Source organism: Bacillus sp. FSL K6-2944 (genome assembly GCF_038005385.1).
Taxonomy (GTDB): domain Bacteria; phylum Bacillota; class Bacilli; order Bacillales; family Bacillaceae_G; genus Bacillus_A; species Bacillus_A cereus.
Window position 1 is genome coordinate 2,282,799 of the sequence record NZ_JBBOTE010000001.1, and the last position, 18,093, is coordinate 2,300,891.

The following is an 18,093-nucleotide window of genomic DNA, read 5'->3' on the forward strand; positions in this document are numbered from 1 at the left end:
TTTAAATACGCTTATTTAGAATATTTTCCTTTCATGTAGACTTTATTTTCTCATCAACTCCGCAATCCTCTTACTCCCCTCACTACCAACTTTCTCAAGTTTCTCCACAACTAAATTTCGTCTCTCTACAGAATGATTTTGACTTAACTTCGCTTTTCCTTCTATTTTATTTATCTTTATTTTGAATCCAACTATTCCCTTACTTAATCCTCCCATATAATTTGGATCTACATCATTAAGTGAGTAGGTGCTCTCTGGATCTTCATATTTATTTACTAAATCTTGAAGAGAATCTACTAATGTCTTCTCATCTTCAACAATTTCTAATTCACCGTATACATGCACTGCAACGTAATTCCATGTTGGTACTGCATTGTTTGTTTCATACCATGACGGAGAGATATAACTATGTGGTCCTTGAAATATAGCTAGTACTTGCTGAGTCCCAATATCTTTCCACTGTTCATTCGGCCGTGCGAAGTGACCATGTAAAGTAAGGGTCTCCCTATTTAATAACAACGGCAAGTACGTTGCATATGGTTCTCCGTTATGTTGAGAAAATAATGTCGCAAAGCTATTCTGTTCCATTATTTCGTACTTCATCTCTTCATCTTGTATTGCGAAATATTTTGGTATGTACATAAGCTCCCTCTTTTCCGCTCTTTTCTATTTTATTTCCTATTATATTTAGTAACCGCATCAATCAACAGGGCCAGTTTGTATTTGTTTTATAATGGCAGCTTTCTATTTCAAAACAATAGACAGCATGTATTCCATGCTGCCTTAGTTTATTTTTTCTAATATATTTGTAATAAATACGGTCTTACCTTCAATATAACTAGATCGATTTTTCGACTCTCTTGCTAACTCTTCCTTCAAGTTTCCATACTCATTAGCGACTTTAGTATGTTCACGAAGGTAATCTCGAAATGCTATATGCCTTCTCAACTCTTCACTATTTTTATCACACACATATAAATGATGTTCCATCCAAACTGTATTTCCCTCGTTCCATGGAACGAACGTATCCTTTCTTCCAAACGCCTCTCTTCCTTTAAAGCTCCATTCTAACTGATGATAGTATCCTATCGCTTCAAACTTTGTTACTACTTCAGGAAAGATTTCATAATCTTCTATTACGATATCAATATCTAATATTGGTTTTGCTACAAGTCCTTTAATAGATGTACTCCCAACATGTTCAATGGATAAAATGCGGTCTTCCATTACATCGTTAATGAAAGTGTGTAGCTTATTAAATTCACTTTCCCATTGGATGTTATACCCTTCGATAGTAATTCTCTGTTTCAAAGTATCCCTCTCCTCAAAAGCAACTATAACCTCTGAATATGAGTATCCTTAAAATCCGTCTCATATTTCAATCCATATCCAAACATTCGATCCATTCCAATATGTGCTGTCCATATTAAGCCAATCATTATAACGGTATCTATCTTAAAATAGACACCTATTAGAACAATTAATATGGATATGATATATGTATGACATACGTTATATATTTTCGCACCAACGTGATTATTGATCCCATACGCTAACATGGAGAAATCCGGCGCTAAAAGGAATACAAAAAATATAATCCAACTAAACTCATATATTGAATACATATAAATCGTGGCTAAAAATACAACCATTCCTTCAAAATGTACAATACGTTTTTGCATTATTTATCATTCCTATTTTTCTATATTTATTAATACATTTTCATCGCTGAAAGTATTCTTTGCATTTTTTGACCAGATGGTTGCTAATATTGGCCCTGCAATGTTATGCCATACTGCCGCTAATACACTTGGGAGTGCAGCAGCCGGTCCAAAATAAAATACTTTCCAACTATATTACTTATCGCTTCTAGTACTTTCATCCACTCAGCCCCTATCTTTTAATTGAAACACCTTATTCGGATTCAAAATATTTTGCGGATCAAGAGCTTTCTTTATTTTCTCCATTACAAATAATGCCGCCCCATGTTCTTCTTCTTGATACTTTCGTTTTCCGATTCCAACGCCATGTTCTCCTGTACACGTTCCTCCTCGTTTAAGAGCATACAAAACGATACTTTCGTTTATTTCGTCTGCCTTCTTTACTTCCTCTTTATCATTTGTGTCAATCATTAAGAGTACATGGAAATTCCCATCTCCAACATGACCTAGAATACCGCCAATAAGCCCTACTTTATCTAATACCTCTTTCGCATGTTGAATCGCTCCAGCTAATTCCGAAATTGGCACACATACGTCTGTACTCATTAGCTTTTTACCAGGATAACTATGCACGTAAGAGTACGCTAAGTTATGTCTTGCATCCCACAGTTTATTTCTCGCTGCTGTTTCCATCTCAAATGCAATTTCTATACATTTATGATCAAGAACGATTTCTTTCGTAAATTCAATATCTTGCTTTAACCCTGCTTCATTACCGTGAAACTCTAAAAACAGTGTCGGTTCTTCTCTGTAACTTGTTTCATTGTAATGATTTACTTGTTTCATAGATAATTCATCAACGAGTTCAATTCTCGCGATTGGAATACCTGCCTGTAATATGTTAATTACAGCTTCTACTGCATCATTTATAGTTGGAAACGATGCCCTCGCAGCCATAACATGTTCTGGTATACCGTATACTTTTAAAGTTAACTCCGTGAAACATCCAAGTGTTCCTTCTGAGCCTACGAAAATACCATTTAAATGATAACCTGATGATGACTTCGCCGCTAAATTCCCGGTATGTATTACTTCTCCATCAGCAAGAACGACTTCTAAATCTCGGACTTGATCACGCATTACCCCATACTTTACCGCTGTCGTTCCGCTCGCATTTGTAGCAGCCATTCCTCCTAACGTTGCATCAGCTCCTGGGTCTACACTAAAAAATAATCCATACTTTTTCAATTCTTTATTAAGCTGAGAGCGCGTCACCCCTGGCTGTACTCTCACAAGAAAATCCTTTTCTCTTATTTCAAGTATTTTGTTCATAAGAGAAAAGTCCATTGTAATTCCTTTTTCGTAAGGAATTACATGTCCCTCTAAACTGGACCCTACTCCAAATGGAACGACAGCTGTTCCGTGCTGACTCGCTATTTTCATTATCGCGCTAACTTCTTCGGTCGTTTTTGGAAAAACAACTACATCAGGTAAACTACTAACATGGTAAGATTCATCTTTACTATGTAACTCTCGTACTGTCATATTTATTACTACTCGATCTTCAGGAAGTATGCCTTTTAATTCATTTACTACATGTTCAATTGTTATTTCCATAATCAACTCTCCTTTTTAAATTTAAAACAAGTATACCATCTTTATACAAAATAATTAGAAAAATGAGATTTTTAAACCTAAACATACAAAAAAGAACCTGCAGCACACGCTACAAGTTCTTTTCCACTACATTTTAAACGATTTCTTTATTAACAACATAAACCAAATTAAAGTAACTGCCATCAACGAATGAGAAAATCCTACAATATAAGTTAACCCTTTAAAGTCAGCTCCATTTAACTGAAGAAGCCCTCTCGCTGCTAGCGAACCTAACATTAATGTTAATGCAATGTTATGTAAAACAAACCACTTATTAAACCCTTGCACTTCATGAAACGCGAATACTTTTGCTAATCCTAAAGCAATTAAAAAGAAGAAAAAGCCAAGTACAAGTGTATGTGTATGCAAAAGATTTAACAAAGTAGATCCTAAAATCCCTTTATACTTACCATACTCCCTAGCGAAAATCCCTGATAATAAACCGATAATCAAATACGTAAACGATGCATTATATAATTTCTTCATTATGTACCTCCTTGAGTAGAATGTGTAGTGTGTCATATTTAGTAATAATGATAGTTATATAGTAAAAACTCCTAGTCACCTAGGAGTCATTGTATAAGCATCTCACTCTTTACAATCAATCCTAATTATAAAATATCTCTCTATACAAAACAAACGAACTTTATGTGAACAAACAAAGCTCCATTAAAATATGTTGCACTTTTGTTTTACACAATCCATACTAATTGTTATAACTTTTTAAAGGTGGTGTAATAATTGATAGTTCTTGAAACCGAACGTCTTAACCTTCGTTGGTTTGATATAAAAGACGCTCCTTTTATTCTTGAGTTAGTAAACGATCCTGCATGGATTCAGTTTATCGGTGACAAAGGAGTTAGAAACTTAGAAGATGCAAAAAATTATATTGTAAACGGTCCCATCGATATGTATAACAAACTCGGATTTGGCCTTTACTTAGTAGAACGAAAAGAAGATCTCACTCCACTTGGTATGTGTGGCCTTATTAAAAGAGATTCATTAGAAGATGTTGATATCGGATTTGCCTTTTTAGAGACATTCCGTTCACAAGGATACGGCTACGAGTCAGCTTCTGCGATAATCGAATACGGTGTACAAAAGCTCAACATGAAACGAATTGTAGCAATTACTTCTATAGATAACATCGCCTCAGGAAAGCTTTTAGAAAAAGTAGGATTACGATTTGAGAAAATCATTTCAGATTCAGGAGAAGATTTAAAATTATTTGGGTATAACGCATAGTAAAGAAGGTCGCCGTGAATGGTGACCTTCTTTACTATTTTACTGATCTCGTCATAATACTTTTAGTTACATTATAGTTTTGCAGTAATTCTTGTGATTACTACTATGCCTTTCATATCACATTTTTTGGAAATTCATAGAAATAAAACTTTCACATTTAAATAAATTATATTAATATATCAAATAAAGGAAGTGAGAATAAATGGAACAACCTCTATTTTTATTAGTTCTTCAATTCATTGCATTTATATTAATTATTTGTATCGTATATGGAATCTTGTACAATACCGTATTGAAATTAAATATGCCCAAATGGACTGCACATATAGTAGCTACGGTATTTTCACTTGGTATCGCCTATCAAGCTTTTATAAATTTCATTTGAATAACCTTTTTAGCAATTACTTCTATTGTTGATGCAGTAAAGCTTTTAGAAGAGCAGGATTGCAATTTGAGAAGATTATTTCAAAATCAGGAAACGTAGCCATTTTTTATAAAGTCTGTCCTGCGCAAAATAGTGAAGACGTTATTTTCGCTGAAAATGTGTTTGCATAACAAGAAATGAATTTAATTGATCCTGCAAAAATTTTATTTTAAATCAAAGATATGTAAGAAAATAAGCACATCCTGTTAAAAAACAGATGTGCTTATTTTTTAATTTCTATGCATTTTTACGTTTCAAGAAAATAACTCCACCAACAATTAACAGTAATGCGCCTGCAACCATAGAGATCCAACTTGTAAGATTAGTACCTGTTTGCGGTAACCATCCAATTTTAGATTGAATTTCTTGCTTAGGTTGTGGTTGTTCTTTTACTTGCTCGTTAGGCTGCTCTGGTGTTGGAGTATTTTTATCTGAATTTTGCTGTTCTGGTTTAGGTTGTTCCGGCTTTACCTCTTTAAATTTCACTGTTTGTCCCTTATCTTCAATTTCAGCGTGAATAGCTACTAATATATTATCTTGATACAGTTCTTCAAACACGACTACTTCTTTACCTTGTAATGCAGAAGCATTAAATGTAAAATCTAGTGTGATAGAACCATTCTTCTCTTTAGCAGTAAACTTTGATTCTACTGTTACTTCTTTACCATCAACTAATAATGGCTTGTTTGTTGCTTTATCCATTAGTTTACCTTTTACAACATACTCTTTACCCACGACTAAGTCTTTGTATTCCACTTTATCTTGGATTGTTACAGATTTAGAAGCGTCTAACTCTTTAGAACCATCAGCTTTGTTTATAGCTGTCGTTTTAATAGAAGGTTCTACAAATCGAACTGTTTGACCTACATCGTTAATGTCAGCATGTGTTGCAATTACTTGACCTTCATGTAATAAGTCTTCAAACACGACTACTTCTCTTCCTTGCTGTTCAGCACCAACAAAAGTAAAGTCTAGTGTTACAAGACCGTTCTTTTCTTTTGCAGTAAACTTCGTTTCAGCTGTTACTTCTTTTCCATCAATTAATAATGGTTTGTTAATAGCTTTGTTCATTAGTTTACCTTTTACAGTGTACTCTTTACCTACAACTAAGTTAGTATACTCCACTTTGTCTTGAATAGTGATAGAATCCTTTGAATGAATCTCTTTTCCACCATCAGCTTTGTTTGTTGCTGTCGTTTTTACTGATGGCTTAACGAACTTAACTGTTTGACCTTTATCATTGATATCAGCATGTGTCGTAACAACTTTTCCGTCTTTCAATAACTCTTCGAATACTACTACTTCTTTTTCTTCTAAACCAGTTGCATCAAAAGTGAAATCTAGTGTAATAGAACCATTTGCTTCTTTTGGTGTAAACTTCGTTTCAGCAGTTACTTCTTTACCATTTACAACTAATGGTTTATTAGTCTCTTTATTCATTAATTTACCTTTTAAAGTATACTCTTTGCCTACTTGTAGGTCTTTGTATTCCACTTTATCTTGGATTGTTACAGACTTAGACGTGTGCATTTCTTTTGTACCATCTGTTTTATCAGTAGCTTTTGTTTCTATTGAAGGAATCTTTTCATCTTTGACAATGTGTTTAATGATTTGACCATTCTCTTTAATTTCAAAAGAGAACGTTTCTTCATTTAATACATAACCTTTTGGTGCAACAGTTTCTTTATATGTGTATTTTCCAAATGGTAACTTTTCAAATTTAGCGATTCCTTTATCGTCTGTTTTTCCTTTTACTACTTCTTTTCCTGCTTCGTTATAAATCGTAAATTCTGCATTTGGAAGCTTGTTATTTCCGTAAGGTAAGCACCCAGCGCCTTTTTGTATTTCTACAATAGGTTTCCAAATACTCCCTCCCAAACCGTACGTACCCCTCTCGAGGTATACGGCTTTCCACCTATCCATCTAATCTTCCTGCGTGTAGGTCTCGATGGCATTTTTCACATAGAGCTAACGTTTTTCGCTGTCTGGCTATCATTTGTTGTTCCCATAGCTTTTTCCCCTTTAAGTCTTTTAACTTTCTTATGTGATGAATATGAATTTTAATTCCTTTTGACTCACACCATTCACATTTTTCAGCCAAAAGTCTTTCAGTTAGGCTAGTTCGCCATGTGTATGTTAATGTATTGGGAATTTCATCAATATTTATATTTTTATCTTTAATACTCTTGACCCACTGAAATCCCTCATGATATAAGAATCGTGTTTTCATTCCATTTTTAGTTTTATATGTAACAGCGAATTTTCCATTAATGTTATATTTTTTACGTATTTTACCGATTGATGTTTTATATTTGGCCGCGAAAGTTTTATACATGCTATATTCCATAATGTATTTAAAGTTATTGAGAGTACTTACATTACAGGCTAGTTTGAAATAGTTATACAGTCCTCTAATTTCAGCATTATATATACTTAAAATTTCAAGGTCGTCTTTAGTGATTAAGTAAGCCCTATGTTTAGGTTTCCATGTATTCTCTTTTGTAATAAAAAGAACATCTAAAGCTAGTAACTTCTCAAACCATATGTCTTTAGATAGTTGTAAATGACATACTCCTAGCTGCGTTCTTCTAAGATAACCTCTTTTCGTTTTCTTTACTTGTAAGGAGCGATTTATTTTAATATCATAACTGAGAAATTTAGCTGCTTTACTACTATGCGTGATAAGAGTTTTATCTAGGGATAGCTCAAGACCGAGGTGATTTCGAAGAAATTTATGTATATCTTCTTTGAGTCGTATAGCCTCTTCTTTACTCCCTATTACTCCTAGAATAAAATCATCTGCGTATCTGACGTACTGTAGCCTTTTATAGTTTTCATCCATTGGTTCGCCCTGAGATATAGCTCTTTTCATACTTGATATTTCTTTACATTTTTTCTTAATTTCTTGTTTCTTTTTCTCATCTAATGTATGCCAATGTTCTCTACATTTCCTTTTCAATGTCATTTCTCTGGCATGCAACGTCCCATACTGCTTTGTTTGTCGTCTTTTCTGTCCCCTATCAAAATTAAGTTTATATTTTTCAATATATGTATCTAATTCATTTAGATATATATTGGCAAGAATAGGGCTGATAATTCCACCTTGCGGAGTTCCACTATATGTATTGTGAAATACCCAATTTTCCATATACCCAGCTCTCAGAAACTTCCAGATTAGGTTAATAAATTTTTCATCCTTAATATTTCTACGCAATAGTTTAATGAGTATATGGTGATGAATATGGTCGAAAAAACTTTTGATATCTCCTTCAATAAACCATTTGACTCCATTGAAGGTATTTTTACACTGCATTAAAGCAGTGTGGCAGCTTTTATTTGGACGAAATCCGTGAGAAGATGTAGAGAAATGCTTCTCGTAAATAGCTTCAAGTATGTTTTTTACTATTTCTTGTATGAGCTTATCCTCAAATGAAGGTATTCCCAATGGCCGTTTATTTCCATTTCTTTTAGGAATATATACTCGTTTAACCGGTGTAGGCTGATACGTTTGTGCTTTAAGCTGGCTAATTAACTCAGCAATTCGGTCCACATTCATTCCATCTATCGTTTTGTCATTTACTCCCGCTGTAAGATTCCCTTCTTTCGCATACATCTTCTGATAGGCCAAATAATAAAATTCTGGGTTATAGAGATTGCGATATAACTTTTCAAATACGTAATGCTCTTTTGTTGCATGGGAAGATAGATTATCTAAAACTATTTTTGGATTTCTCATAGCGTCTCACACACTTTCCAATTTTGTTTTAAGATAGAATAGGCTGTTTCCCTTCGCCATGTATTAGGCTTTCCCCAACTCAGACTACTACGAAAACTCCGTTACCTTGTCAATTTTTCATGAGTCACACTTCTTGGCAGTGCCTTGAAGTCATTCTCAATAGCCTGTAATAATATTAGGCATTTTGATTTAGGTAATCCCCGTTTATCACTTTAACAACTGGCTTTCTACAATATCGGGTGTGACTTTCGCCTTTTTCCTCTTATGGAGGATGGGTGGTCCTGGATCACTAGGATTAAGAACGCGGACGGTATTCTTTTCCCTGCATAGAGTTTGGTTCCAACTCTATTGGGACCATGTAACGTTTCTAACTATCTTTCGCTACTAGCGACATTATACTCCCTCAGGCTATCATTCAAGCAGTTTAGCTTTCATCCTTGTTTGTAGTATTTCACCTTGCTCTTCAGTCTTGACGGGATAGTTCGCCAACTTAGAGCTTTATCAACATGCTATTGTCCCCTTCCGATTTCTCTTTCAGGTTAGTTGATTGATGATAGGGTATACATGTGATCTTTCCCTACATTAGTGCCACCTAATGATTTGTTAAAGCGACCCTACGGGCGCACATCAGCTACATCTACCTTTGTAATTTCTAGATCACCTTTGATAAGATGATTAACTGCCAATAGCTCAATAATCTTTCCATGTTCCTTTATTTCGAACATAATTGGTTCTTTAACAAGAACGTAACCATTTGGAGAAGCCTTTTCTACAAATGAATATTTACCATACGCTAAATCTTTGACGTTAATCTCACCATTTTTATCTGTCTTATATTCCCCAACTACTTTTCCACTTGCATCTTTTAGCTCGAATGCTGCACCTTCTAATTTTTTACTAATATCTTCATTATCTACTTTTAGTAATTTTACACTACCTTTCACTTCGGTATTTTCCACTGTAAAAGTAAGTGTTTTATTGTGCTCTTTAATTTCAAAAGGATACTTTGTTTTATTTCCAATATATCCATTAGGTGTTTTTGTCTCTAAGAAATAATATTTACCATACGTAAGACCCTCAACGTTTGCAATTCCATTTTCTTTTGTTACTACTTTTTTCACTTCTTTTCCATCTTCAGTGAAGACTGTGAATTCAACATTTGGTAAAATCTTTCCTGAATCACTAAGCTTTTTAATTTCGATGCTACCTTTTACTTTGTTATTTACTATTTGGACAGCTCCTGTTTCTCCTGTCTTAACTTCAATAGTTTGTGGTTTATCATCTGAAACATAGCCTGTTGGTGCTTTAATTTCTTTTAATGTGTAAGTACCAATTGGTAAGTTGTTTAATTCTGCCATACCATCAGCACCAGTCGTGATTTTTCCGACTGATTCATTATTTACATTAAAGACCTCAAATACTGCACCAGCTAAAACTTCTCCATTTTCTCCAACCTTTTTAATTTTTAAAGAACCAGCTGCTTCCCAATTTACTGCAAGATCACTACTAAGCTTTTCTTCATTTCTCTCTAATAGTACTGTAGCATTCTGAACAGTATCCGTACCACGGTAAGCAATTGCTTGAACTTTAGTTAAATTAGCAGCAACACTTAAATTAAATTCACCCGTTTTTGTATTCTTAGGAATTTGGATACGAAATTTTTCTCCAACTGAAAGCTGATCTTTCACTTCTCCATTTTCACTTACAATTCTAACTCCATTAGGTGCATTTTTCGCTACTACCTTATAAGAACCACTCTTAGCATTTGTTTGTACTGAATATAGATTTGTTTCGAAGAATTCACCCTTTAATTCTGCTTTTTGCTTTTCAGCAGGAATGACATTCATAAAAACATCTTGAGTCTCTTCACTATTATTAGCATTACTAATAATAGCCTTAGCTGCTTTTTCAACATTTTTATTCTCATGTTTTAATTCATTTACATCGAGTTGACCTAATGCATTCCAAACCGCAAGTTGCGTTGCATAATGCGCTTCATTTTTATTAGCTACTCCCAGCTGTTCAGCACTTTTTTGCGGGAAACCATTTAATAAGACTCTATATACTACATTATCTGTTTTCCCCATTTCAGGAAGATCTTCACCATTTGGTGATTTTAATCCAAGGGTTAAGCAATAAGCAATTTGACCACTTGAATTTTTAATCATTTCAGTGCGAATGTACTTACCTAGACTATTACTATAACTCCAGTCCATTGAATATTTCTCATGCGTCATAACCTCTGCACTAGCCCTAGGTAAAAATACATTAAGGAATAATGCCAGTACTGATAATAATGTAAAAACTCTTATAATGACTCTCTTACCCAATTTTGTAACCTCCCTAGAATAAATTAATCCGAGTATATATCGCAATATCTAAAACATTCACGATCGACCCATTTATCATTATAAAACAATAAATTACAAATATTAAATAATTTTAATAAAATAGTCAAAAAATTTACACATTTTATTATTTATCAAGTTTTTTAACGAATTTACTATATACAAATTCTAAAACACGCCTACAATTTAAAAGACAAATATGTATGTTAAATATATAAATAGCAATTCCTTTACTCCAGTTATTAAGCTTTCCCCTATTAAAAATATCCTCTTCATTTTCTTGTTAACCTGAGTAACTTATACACCTCTTCTAATCTATTACACTCCTCCATTTAAATATAAAGGTGACTTCTCGTTCAAAGAATAAAGTGAAACTTTAATCCTCCCGATTCCCATCTAACTTCTTTGCTTTCATTGAATTTTTTGGCGGGAGTCTTACTGCCCCAAAATAGCGGGATACATTATGCAATATTGCATTTGATAATCATTTTCGGTGTAACTATAATGATTACAGGATTACTATTAATCCAATATTCTACATGGAGGTTTTATTATGTTTAAAAAAATTATTGTATCTTCTATGGCGCTTACTATGTTCGGTGGAGCTGCAACTATGCTAGAGGCACCTACTGCTCAAGCAGCTTCTTATAACTCAACGTCATCCTCTTACTTTGATGTCACTCCTGAAGAGGCCGTGGCTTTCTATCAATCTCAAGACTATAAAAAATTAAAAGTATTTTTGGATGACTTTGAAGCAAGAAACCCTTATACTCCAGGTGGAGGCTACGCTCAAGGGAGTGTACGTATGCAAAAATTCAACGATGCTCTTAGAGATGCAAAATTAACAAATGTCTACCAAGAATTTATTAGAATCTCATACTACAATCATTATCCAGAACCAAAATAATAACAACGGATTAAATGTTTATTATTTCTATAACTTAGCCTAATTTTAAATGTATAACCTAAAAATAATTACTAAAACCACTCATATAAGGGTGGTTTTTCTATCTCCCCATATAATTTAGCGGAATGTTACATCATCTTTATTTTAATATGTTTTATAGTAGACATTCTCTAGTTGACACAATCTAGTAGGTTAGCAATGGGAATATCAAAATATATTTATAATTATTTTCTGTTTAATAGCAAAAAACGAACACCCTCTCACAATTAGATAAGGTGCTCGTTTTCATTTTTATCGGTAATTCTCAATTCACTTTAGCTTCTTTCCAATAAGTAAAGATTAAATTAACTTAAAAACAAAGCGTTTTAAATTTAATTCATAGATCTTACTGAAACTTGGAATTGCCCCTTAGAACCATCATCATTTGAAACGTAAATTTTATATGTTCCATTCGGCAATGGAGATAAAGCATTCCGTACATTTGTAACATTAATTTGTTGTTCTCCAGGTTTTATATAACCACCAACAATTAGCTCTGTATTTGGACCTTTTACACTATATCCCATTGTATTTTGACCATTATTTTTCATAGAAAAGCTTAAGTCAGTACTCCCATCATATACGAAAGAAGTTACAGCCTCGCCACTATAATCCATTGTTTGGGTTAATAATAAGTCTGCAGAAACATGTTCAACTACATGAATTGGATCATTCGTTTTGTGTACTTCTTCAGCATAAGTATTATTCCCTAACACACCAAGTGTTAATGCTGAAACTACTCCACAACTAAGCACTAGTTTATTTAACTTCATTTTAAGTTCCCCCTTGATGTTTGTATTCTATTACCATCATACATCCTTTTTTAAGTGCGTTTTTATGTAATAATTCATATCTACAAACCTATATATTTTAACTTTCCGCCTTAATAGTTATTGAGAAAGCCACATAGATAAAGCTACAATATTACACTTCATAAAAAACTTATAAATTTTAAAATCTTTTTCTAACAAAGTTTTATACGAGGAAGTACCAAAATACTCAAATAAATAGCATTTCTATTTCAGATAAAATGTACTAATAAAATTTTTCTAAAATTTCACTTTGTAATTTGATATATTCCATGTTAATATAACGAAGGCTACAAAACAGGAGTCACCACACATATCATTTTCACAGAATATTCATACTTAAAGAACCTTATTTTATCAGTAACTCAATCCCAATTTTACCTATACAAAAGTTAGTTTATAATTTCATATGCACATGAATTTAAATAGATTTTTTATCTATTATTTTTTCTATTTTCCTTATCGATTTTAATACGAGTAATATAACAGCACTTTTCAAGTACCCTTCCTTTTTAGATAAAAAGTCTACTAATACTAAACATCTTTGTCCAACTCATACATAATTCTACTTACAAACTATCGGAGATGCAAAACTATGGGAATTTCTACTCTTTTATTAAATACCTTTATTATAATAATTTGTATCCTTAGCTATCACGTACTCTGGCTAGAGTTTAAAGAAAAAATAACATGTAATAATATGTTATTTTCTATCCTTTCCTCCATTGCTATTATTTTTTGTATGACTTTTCCTTTTCATTTACATGTGGGATTTATTTATGATTTACGTTTTATTCCTATAATATTAGTTTTTCTATATGGAAATACAAAAAACATTGTTTTTATAGGAATTTTATATCTTTCTTATCGGTTTTACTTAGGCGGAAATGGCGTTCTTCCATCATTTATTATCTTCACTATTATTTTTGGTATAACAATGCTCTTTCGTTACTTATTACCTATGTATGTTAAAGAAAAAAAAGTATTATTAAGCTTACTCCTTATTTTAGTATGTACAACTTCACTTTCTATTTGCGGTATTGTAACTCAAATACATACAGGAGGGAAAATAGACTCTACTCTCATAGAATTTTTATTAAATTACATAATCATTAATATTTTCACAGTATTATTATCAGTTTATTTAATAGAGGGAATGATCGAGAAATATAAAATGAAAGAAAAGCTACAACGGGCTGAAAAATTTTATATAGCTAGCGAACTAGCAGCGTCAATTGCACACGAAATCCACAATCCACTAACCACGGTACATGGATTCACTCAATTATTAAATGAAAAACATGCCTCTAAGCTATCTCAGGATCAATACTTAGAAATCATGTTAATTGAAATGCAGCAAATACAATCTACTATTAATAACTATTTATCTTTAACCAAACCACAGAACACCCTAAAAGAGAAAATAGATATTAATCACATTTTAAATCAGGTGAAAGATACTATTTCACCACTCGCTCTATCATACAAAGTTGAAATCAAACAAAATAGTACAGATTCCTTTTATATAAATGGGGACCCCGAAAAATTCAAACTCTGTCTAAACAACATCATCCAAAACGGAATTGAGGCTATGAAAAATGGTGGATTATTACAAATAAATATACAAAAAGTAAAAGGAAATATCATAATTGATATTATTGATTCAGGAATTGGGATGTCATCTCAACAAATAAAACGAATTGCTTTGCCATTCTATTCAACAACAGAAAAAGGAACTGGGCTTGGTACTATGATTGCTTATAGTATTATTAGAGAATTAAACGGAGATATAGAGATAGAGAGTGAATTAGGTAAAGGGACACGTTTTTCTATTAGTATCCCTTGCTAACGTGATAACAATTTTCTATTTAGTTAATTACATAAAAGGATCAGAGTATATCTATTGTTACAGATATACTCTGATCCTTTAGTTTAATTCAATTAAAAACACTTAATATTTATAACTTTTCTTACATCGTGATGAAATACTAGTTCATCGATTTTATCTCATTTACTGATTAGATTTGTTTAATGTAAATATAATATCTCGCGATACTTAATTTGTTATTATCATTAGGGACATTTCCTGCAGTTGTTTTTTCATTAAAGTACAGACCTTGTGCCATTCATTGAAAAAGACAACTCCCTTTTTACTACTTCACTTCCACCGTATAATTCCCTGTTCCACCACCATACTGATACACATGTAAATAATACTTCCCTGGATACGTGTAGTAACTACCTACTAGTTTATTCCCTTGTTGCTGAGCATACGTAACATAATTATTTAAATCTGCTTCAGAATAAAGTACCCAGTTCATTCCGATATTATTTTCATTCGTTACGTTAATTTGAAGGTTTTTAGCATTCTCCACATTAATTTCAAAGAAGTCACTTGTATCGCCATTTCCTAAACTAGCATGTAAAACTTGATTTAACTGCAGTTTGTTTGCTGTTTGGAATGAGTTATTCGGTTCTTTTTCTACACTGTTATCTTCTTTCTTTTGAACAGTTACAGTCGCTGTAGCAGTATTAGTTGCTCCTTTATCGTCTGTTACTGTTAATTTAGCCGTATACGCTCCTTCTTTTGTATATACGTGAGTTGGATTTTGCTCATTACTTACTGCTCCATCACCAAACTCCCATTTATATGAAATAATTTTCCCATCTTCATCTTTTGATCCGTTGCTTGTAAATGAAATTGCTTCATTTACATTTCCACTATACGGACCGTTTATAACCGCAACTGGTGCTTTATTCTCTGCCCCTTCTTCCGTATCAATACCATGGAACACAACATCATATTCAAATTGTCCTGATGCATTCACGCGATAATTTACGAAGTATGCTGTTACTGTTTTATAGCCTGTCCATTCCTTTACACTTAAACGTTTTAACGTATCATTAACGTTTTGTGTAATTGTTTTCCAATCTTCATATTCTCCTTTTGCTGCAGTTCCTGTATATGTTCCTTGTAGTGTGAATGTATTAAAGAACTGTGATTTATTTTTCTTCACTGATACATTTTTCAATTTTGCTTCCGCTGTTATTTCTGCTGCAATATCTGAAACTGGCTTCGATGCATGATTCGCTAAATAATCGTCTGATACTAATGGCACATTATACTTCTCACGATTATCAACTAGCATTTGCATATAGTCTTGATATTCTTTATTTAAATTCGCATCTTTACTTAATGTAGAGCGATATGCATCATATGCTGTTACATCATTTTTCCTAATAAGATCATGTATTTTATCGAACATATCATATCTCTTATTGTACATATACGATTGTAAAGCAAAGGAATAATTATAGAAATCCCACGTTCCATACTTTGCATTTAACGTTCGCTCTGCCGTATAACGCTCTGCTGGATTTGAAGATAATCCTCCTATAATACTCTTTCTCGGTACAACATTATCCGTTCTCGTTGCCCCTGCAAAAAATTCAGCATTCCCTTCTTCAAACCAAGATAATCTTTCATTTTCATATATTTTCCCTTGTCCCCATAACCCTGGTACTTCATATCTACCTTGTAAATAATGCGTGAACTCGTGTCTGAATAATTCTTCTAAACTATAAATACTTTCTTCTGGCGTACGCTCATAAGTAAAGAACGTACCTGTTCCTTCTATATAAAGACCACCGTTATTCGTTTCATAACCGTACAATTGACGATTAAATTGATATTCTGCTGGGCTATTATAAATAACCATCGTTAGTACATCATCAGGATTTCCTTTTTCTAAAGGTTGATCACTTTCAACCGTACGATGGAATTGTGCCTTCACTTCTTTTGCCGCCCAATATAAACGTTTTACTTTTTCTTCTGTCACTTTATCTCCAGCTTTTAAAACAATTGCCCCATCATCAAACGTATACGTTTTTGGCAAATATTTTTTCTTTCCATCTTCTCTTATTTGATCTAAATTCACCACTTTACCATTTGCATCTTTTCCGCCATAATTCGTTGCGATTTGCTCAGCAGCTACGAAATATTGCTCCCCTAAATACGGATAAATTTTCATCGCATCTGTTACAACTTGTAACCCTTTCGTTCCTGTACTATGGAATGTACCGAGTCTACCTGTATAATAAATGCCATTATTAATAAGCCAACCGTTTTTTGCTGTAATCGTTCCCATTAATGCAAAACGACTTAGTTCATTAATATAACTATCTATTTTCTGATACCATACTGTATCTTTCGGTGCTTTCCTCGTATCGTACAAATACGATTGAATGTCGTAATCAACACCTTGCATAATATCGTAAATAGCATTTCCAGCTGAAAGATTATCTACTAATGTAGAAAAATTATCATTATATTGTTTAAAAATCTTTGCAGCTGATGTTATCGTTTCCACATCACTCGAAGCGTTTCCTATTAACTTTCCGTATGATGATACCACTCTATTTTGCTCTAATGTACCCAGCTTGAAATTTGAATTGTTAGCTATCGCTTTTAATGCAGGTAAGCATTTATCATGATAACTCCGTTCATTTAATTTACTAAGTTCCGAATTATAAAATCCTAAATAAAATCCTGAACGCAATACCTCCACTAATGTCTCAATCCCTTTTGAATCATCCTTCGTATAGGCTTGTCCTTGCTGCTTCAATTTATCAATAATCGCCTGCATCCTACTATCATTTTGATAGAATGCTAGACTGTCTGTATTAAACTGAAATAGCCCCGTAATTTGCTCCCAATCAATTGTTACAAGTAAATCTACTAACTGCTGATTGCTTAATTGATTTAATTCAGCAATTGTATAAGTTTTCGCTACAGCTAATTGCTTACTTTCTTTTTTCACCTCAGGTGGTCTTTGTGATAAATCGGCAAATTGTAGCCTTTTCTCAAAAGACTTGCTTTCGAGCACTTTCGATGAATGAGCTAATTCTTGTACTGGTAGTTGTACACCGACTGGCTCCATTTTGAGCACATTTCGATAAGAAACTTGCTCTCCCTTAGTATCTTCTGCCAAACTGACCCCTTGAAAACTCCCTAACATTAAACTAGCAAAACTTACCCCTACTAACATTTTCTTTGAATAGCTTTTCATGCTCTCCCCTACCTTACATTTTTAGTGTCCCGCTCCATTATTTTACTATTTTTACTTTTTGTCCTGTATTGAGAAAAAATAAGGTAACGTTCACACATATATTCATTTCATGTAAAATTAACGCTTGACTTTCCGTGCATTTTAGATCAAAAAAAGATAGATAATAGCAAAATTTCTGCTACATCTATCCTCGTTTTCA

Annotated in this window: 12 protein-coding genes and 3 pseudogenes; 4 read left to right on the forward strand and 11 right to left on the reverse strand. The window is 33.1% G+C overall.

Annotation, left to right across the window (positions count from 1 at the left end; all coding sequences use genetic code 11):
- Positions 1 to 42: 42 nt before the first annotated feature.
- The 6 genes and pseudogenes from MHH55_RS11565 to MHH55_RS11590 all read right to left on the reverse strand — a co-directional run bounded on the left by MHH55_RS11565 (position 43) and on the right by MHH55_RS11590 (position 3,803).
- Complete coding sequence (locus tag MHH55_RS11565) at positions 43 to 642, reverse strand: FMN-binding negative transcriptional regulator (RefSeq protein ID WP_078186889.1); 600 nt, start codon at positions 640 to 642, stop codon at positions 43 to 45.
- A 141-nt stretch (positions 643 to 783) separates the two neighbouring features.
- The gene (locus MHH55_RS11570) at positions 784 to 1,311 is read right to left on the reverse strand and encodes a GrpB family protein (protein ID WP_078186890.1); all 528 of its coding nucleotides are present in this window, start codon (positions 1,309 to 1,311) and stop codon (positions 784 to 786) included.
- A gap of 23 nt (positions 1,312 to 1,334) precedes the next feature.
- A complete protein-coding gene (locus MHH55_RS11575; protein ID WP_001172061.1) occupies positions 1,335 to 1,682 on the reverse strand; it encodes a DUF4260 domain-containing protein in 348 nt (115 codons plus the stop codon).
- A 12-nt stretch (positions 1,683 to 1,694) separates the two neighbouring features.
- A pseudogene (locus tag MHH55_RS11580) lies at positions 1,695 to 1,838 on the reverse strand (bile acid:sodium symporter family protein); the annotation flags it as partial.
- Between the two features lie 48 nt (positions 1,839 to 1,886).
- The gene (locus MHH55_RS11585; RefSeq protein ID WP_000406579.1) at positions 1,887 to 3,278 is read right to left on the reverse strand and encodes an FAD-binding oxidoreductase; all 1,392 of its coding nucleotides are present in this window, start codon (positions 3,276 to 3,278) and stop codon (positions 1,887 to 1,889) included.
- Positions 3,279 to 3,404: 126 nt separating this feature from the next.
- Entirely contained in the window at positions 3,405 to 3,803 is a 399-nt protein-coding gene (locus tag MHH55_RS11590) for a DUF2871 family protein (protein WP_000737896.1), read from the reverse strand.
- A 255-nt stretch (positions 3,804 to 4,058) separates the two neighbouring features.
- Between MHH55_RS11590 and MHH55_RS11595 the strand changes: the two genes are divergently transcribed.
- Both MHH55_RS11595 and MHH55_RS11600 read left to right on the forward strand, forming a co-directional pair.
- Positions 4,059 to 4,562: a GNAT family N-acetyltransferase gene (locus tag MHH55_RS11595; RefSeq protein ID WP_000636203.1), complete on the forward strand. Its 504-nt coding sequence runs from the start codon at positions 4,059 to 4,061 to the stop codon at positions 4,560 to 4,562.
- A gap of 202 nt (positions 4,563 to 4,764) precedes the next feature.
- Entirely contained in the window at positions 4,765 to 4,947 is a 183-nt protein-coding gene (locus MHH55_RS11600; RefSeq protein ID WP_078186891.1) for a hypothetical protein, read from the forward strand.
- A 276-nt stretch (positions 4,948 to 5,223) separates the two neighbouring features.
- Here MHH55_RS11600 and MHH55_RS11605 read toward each other — a convergent pair.
- The 3 genes and pseudogenes from MHH55_RS11605 to MHH55_RS11615 form a co-directional block, all read right to left on the reverse strand.
- Positions 5,224 to 6,801, reverse strand: a pseudogene (locus MHH55_RS11605) (VaFE repeat-containing surface-anchored protein); the annotation flags it as partial.
- Between the two features lie 100 nt (positions 6,802 to 6,901).
- Positions 6,902 to 8,722 (reverse strand): reverse transcriptase/maturase family protein, encoded by a 1,821-nt coding sequence (locus MHH55_RS11610; RefSeq protein ID WP_078186893.1) that lies wholly within the window; start codon positions 8,720 to 8,722, stop codon positions 6,902 to 6,904.
- 626 nt (positions 8,723 to 9,348) lie between these two features.
- Positions 9,349 to 11,052: pseudogene (locus tag MHH55_RS11615) on the reverse strand (SpaA isopeptide-forming pilin-related protein); the annotation flags it as partial.
- Positions 11,053 to 11,623: 571 nt separating this feature from the next.
- Here MHH55_RS11615 and MHH55_RS11620 point away from each other — a divergent pair.
- A complete protein-coding gene (locus tag MHH55_RS11620) occupies positions 11,624 to 11,977 on the forward strand; it encodes a hypothetical protein (RefSeq protein ID WP_000473483.1) in 354 nt (117 codons plus the stop codon).
- A 371-nt stretch (positions 11,978 to 12,348) separates the two neighbouring features.
- On the opposite strand, the gene MHH55_RS11625 is transcribed toward MHH55_RS11620, so the two are convergent.
- Positions 12,349 to 12,789: a hypothetical protein gene (locus tag MHH55_RS11625; RefSeq protein WP_000773522.1), complete on the reverse strand. Its 441-nt coding sequence runs from the start codon at positions 12,787 to 12,789 to the stop codon at positions 12,349 to 12,351.
- Positions 12,790 to 13,420: 631 nt separating this feature from the next.
- Between MHH55_RS11625 and MHH55_RS11630 the strand changes: the two genes are divergently transcribed.
- Complete coding sequence (locus MHH55_RS11630) at positions 13,421 to 14,674, forward strand: sensor histidine kinase (protein ID WP_078187640.1); 1,254 nt, start codon at positions 13,421 to 13,423, stop codon at positions 14,672 to 14,674.
- 304 nt (positions 14,675 to 14,978) lie between these two features.
- On the opposite strand, the gene colA is transcribed toward MHH55_RS11630, so the two are convergent.
- Positions 14,979 to 17,894 (reverse strand): collagenase ColA, encoded by a 2,916-nt coding sequence (gene colA / locus MHH55_RS11635; RefSeq protein WP_078187639.1) that lies wholly within the window; start codon positions 17,892 to 17,894, stop codon positions 14,979 to 14,981.
- Positions 17,895 to 18,093 lie beyond the last annotated feature (199 nt).

Excerpts from the sequence above, each read along its gene's own strand:
- MHH55_RS11565 (WP_078186889.1), bottom strand. The coding sequence starts at position 642 with ATGTACATACCAAAATATTTCGCAATACAAGATGAAGAGATGAAGTAC.
- MHH55_RS11575 (WP_001172061.1), bottom strand. The coding sequence starts at position 1,682 with ATGCAAAAACGTATTGTACATTTTGAAGGAATGGTTGTATTTTTAGCC.
- MHH55_RS11585 (WP_000406579.1), bottom strand. The coding sequence starts at position 3,278 with ATGGAAATAACAATTGAACATGTAGTAAATGAATTAAAAGGCATACTT.
- MHH55_RS11590 (WP_000737896.1), bottom strand. The coding sequence starts at position 3,803 with ATGAAGAAATTATATAATGCATCGTTTACGTATTTGATTATCGGTTTA.
- MHH55_RS11600 (WP_078186891.1), top strand. The coding sequence starts at position 4,765 with ATGGAACAACCTCTATTTTTATTAGTTCTTCAATTCATTGCATTTATA.
- MHH55_RS11610 (WP_078186893.1), bottom strand. The coding sequence starts at position 8,722 with ATGAGAAATCCAAAAATAGTTTTAGATAATCTATCTTCCCATGCAACA.
- MHH55_RS11620 (WP_000473483.1), top strand. The coding sequence starts at position 11,624 with ATGTTTAAAAAAATTATTGTATCTTCTATGGCGCTTACTATGTTCGGT.
- MHH55_RS11625 (WP_000773522.1), bottom strand. The coding sequence starts at position 12,789 with ATGAAGTTAAATAAACTAGTGCTTAGTTGTGGAGTAGTTTCAGCATTA.
- MHH55_RS11630 (WP_078187640.1), top strand. The coding sequence starts at position 13,421 with ATGGGAATTTCTACTCTTTTATTAAATACCTTTATTATAATAATTTGT.
- colA (WP_078187639.1), bottom strand. The coding sequence starts at position 17,894 with ATGAAAAGCTATTCAAAGAAAATGTTAGTAGGGGTAAGTTTTGCTAGT.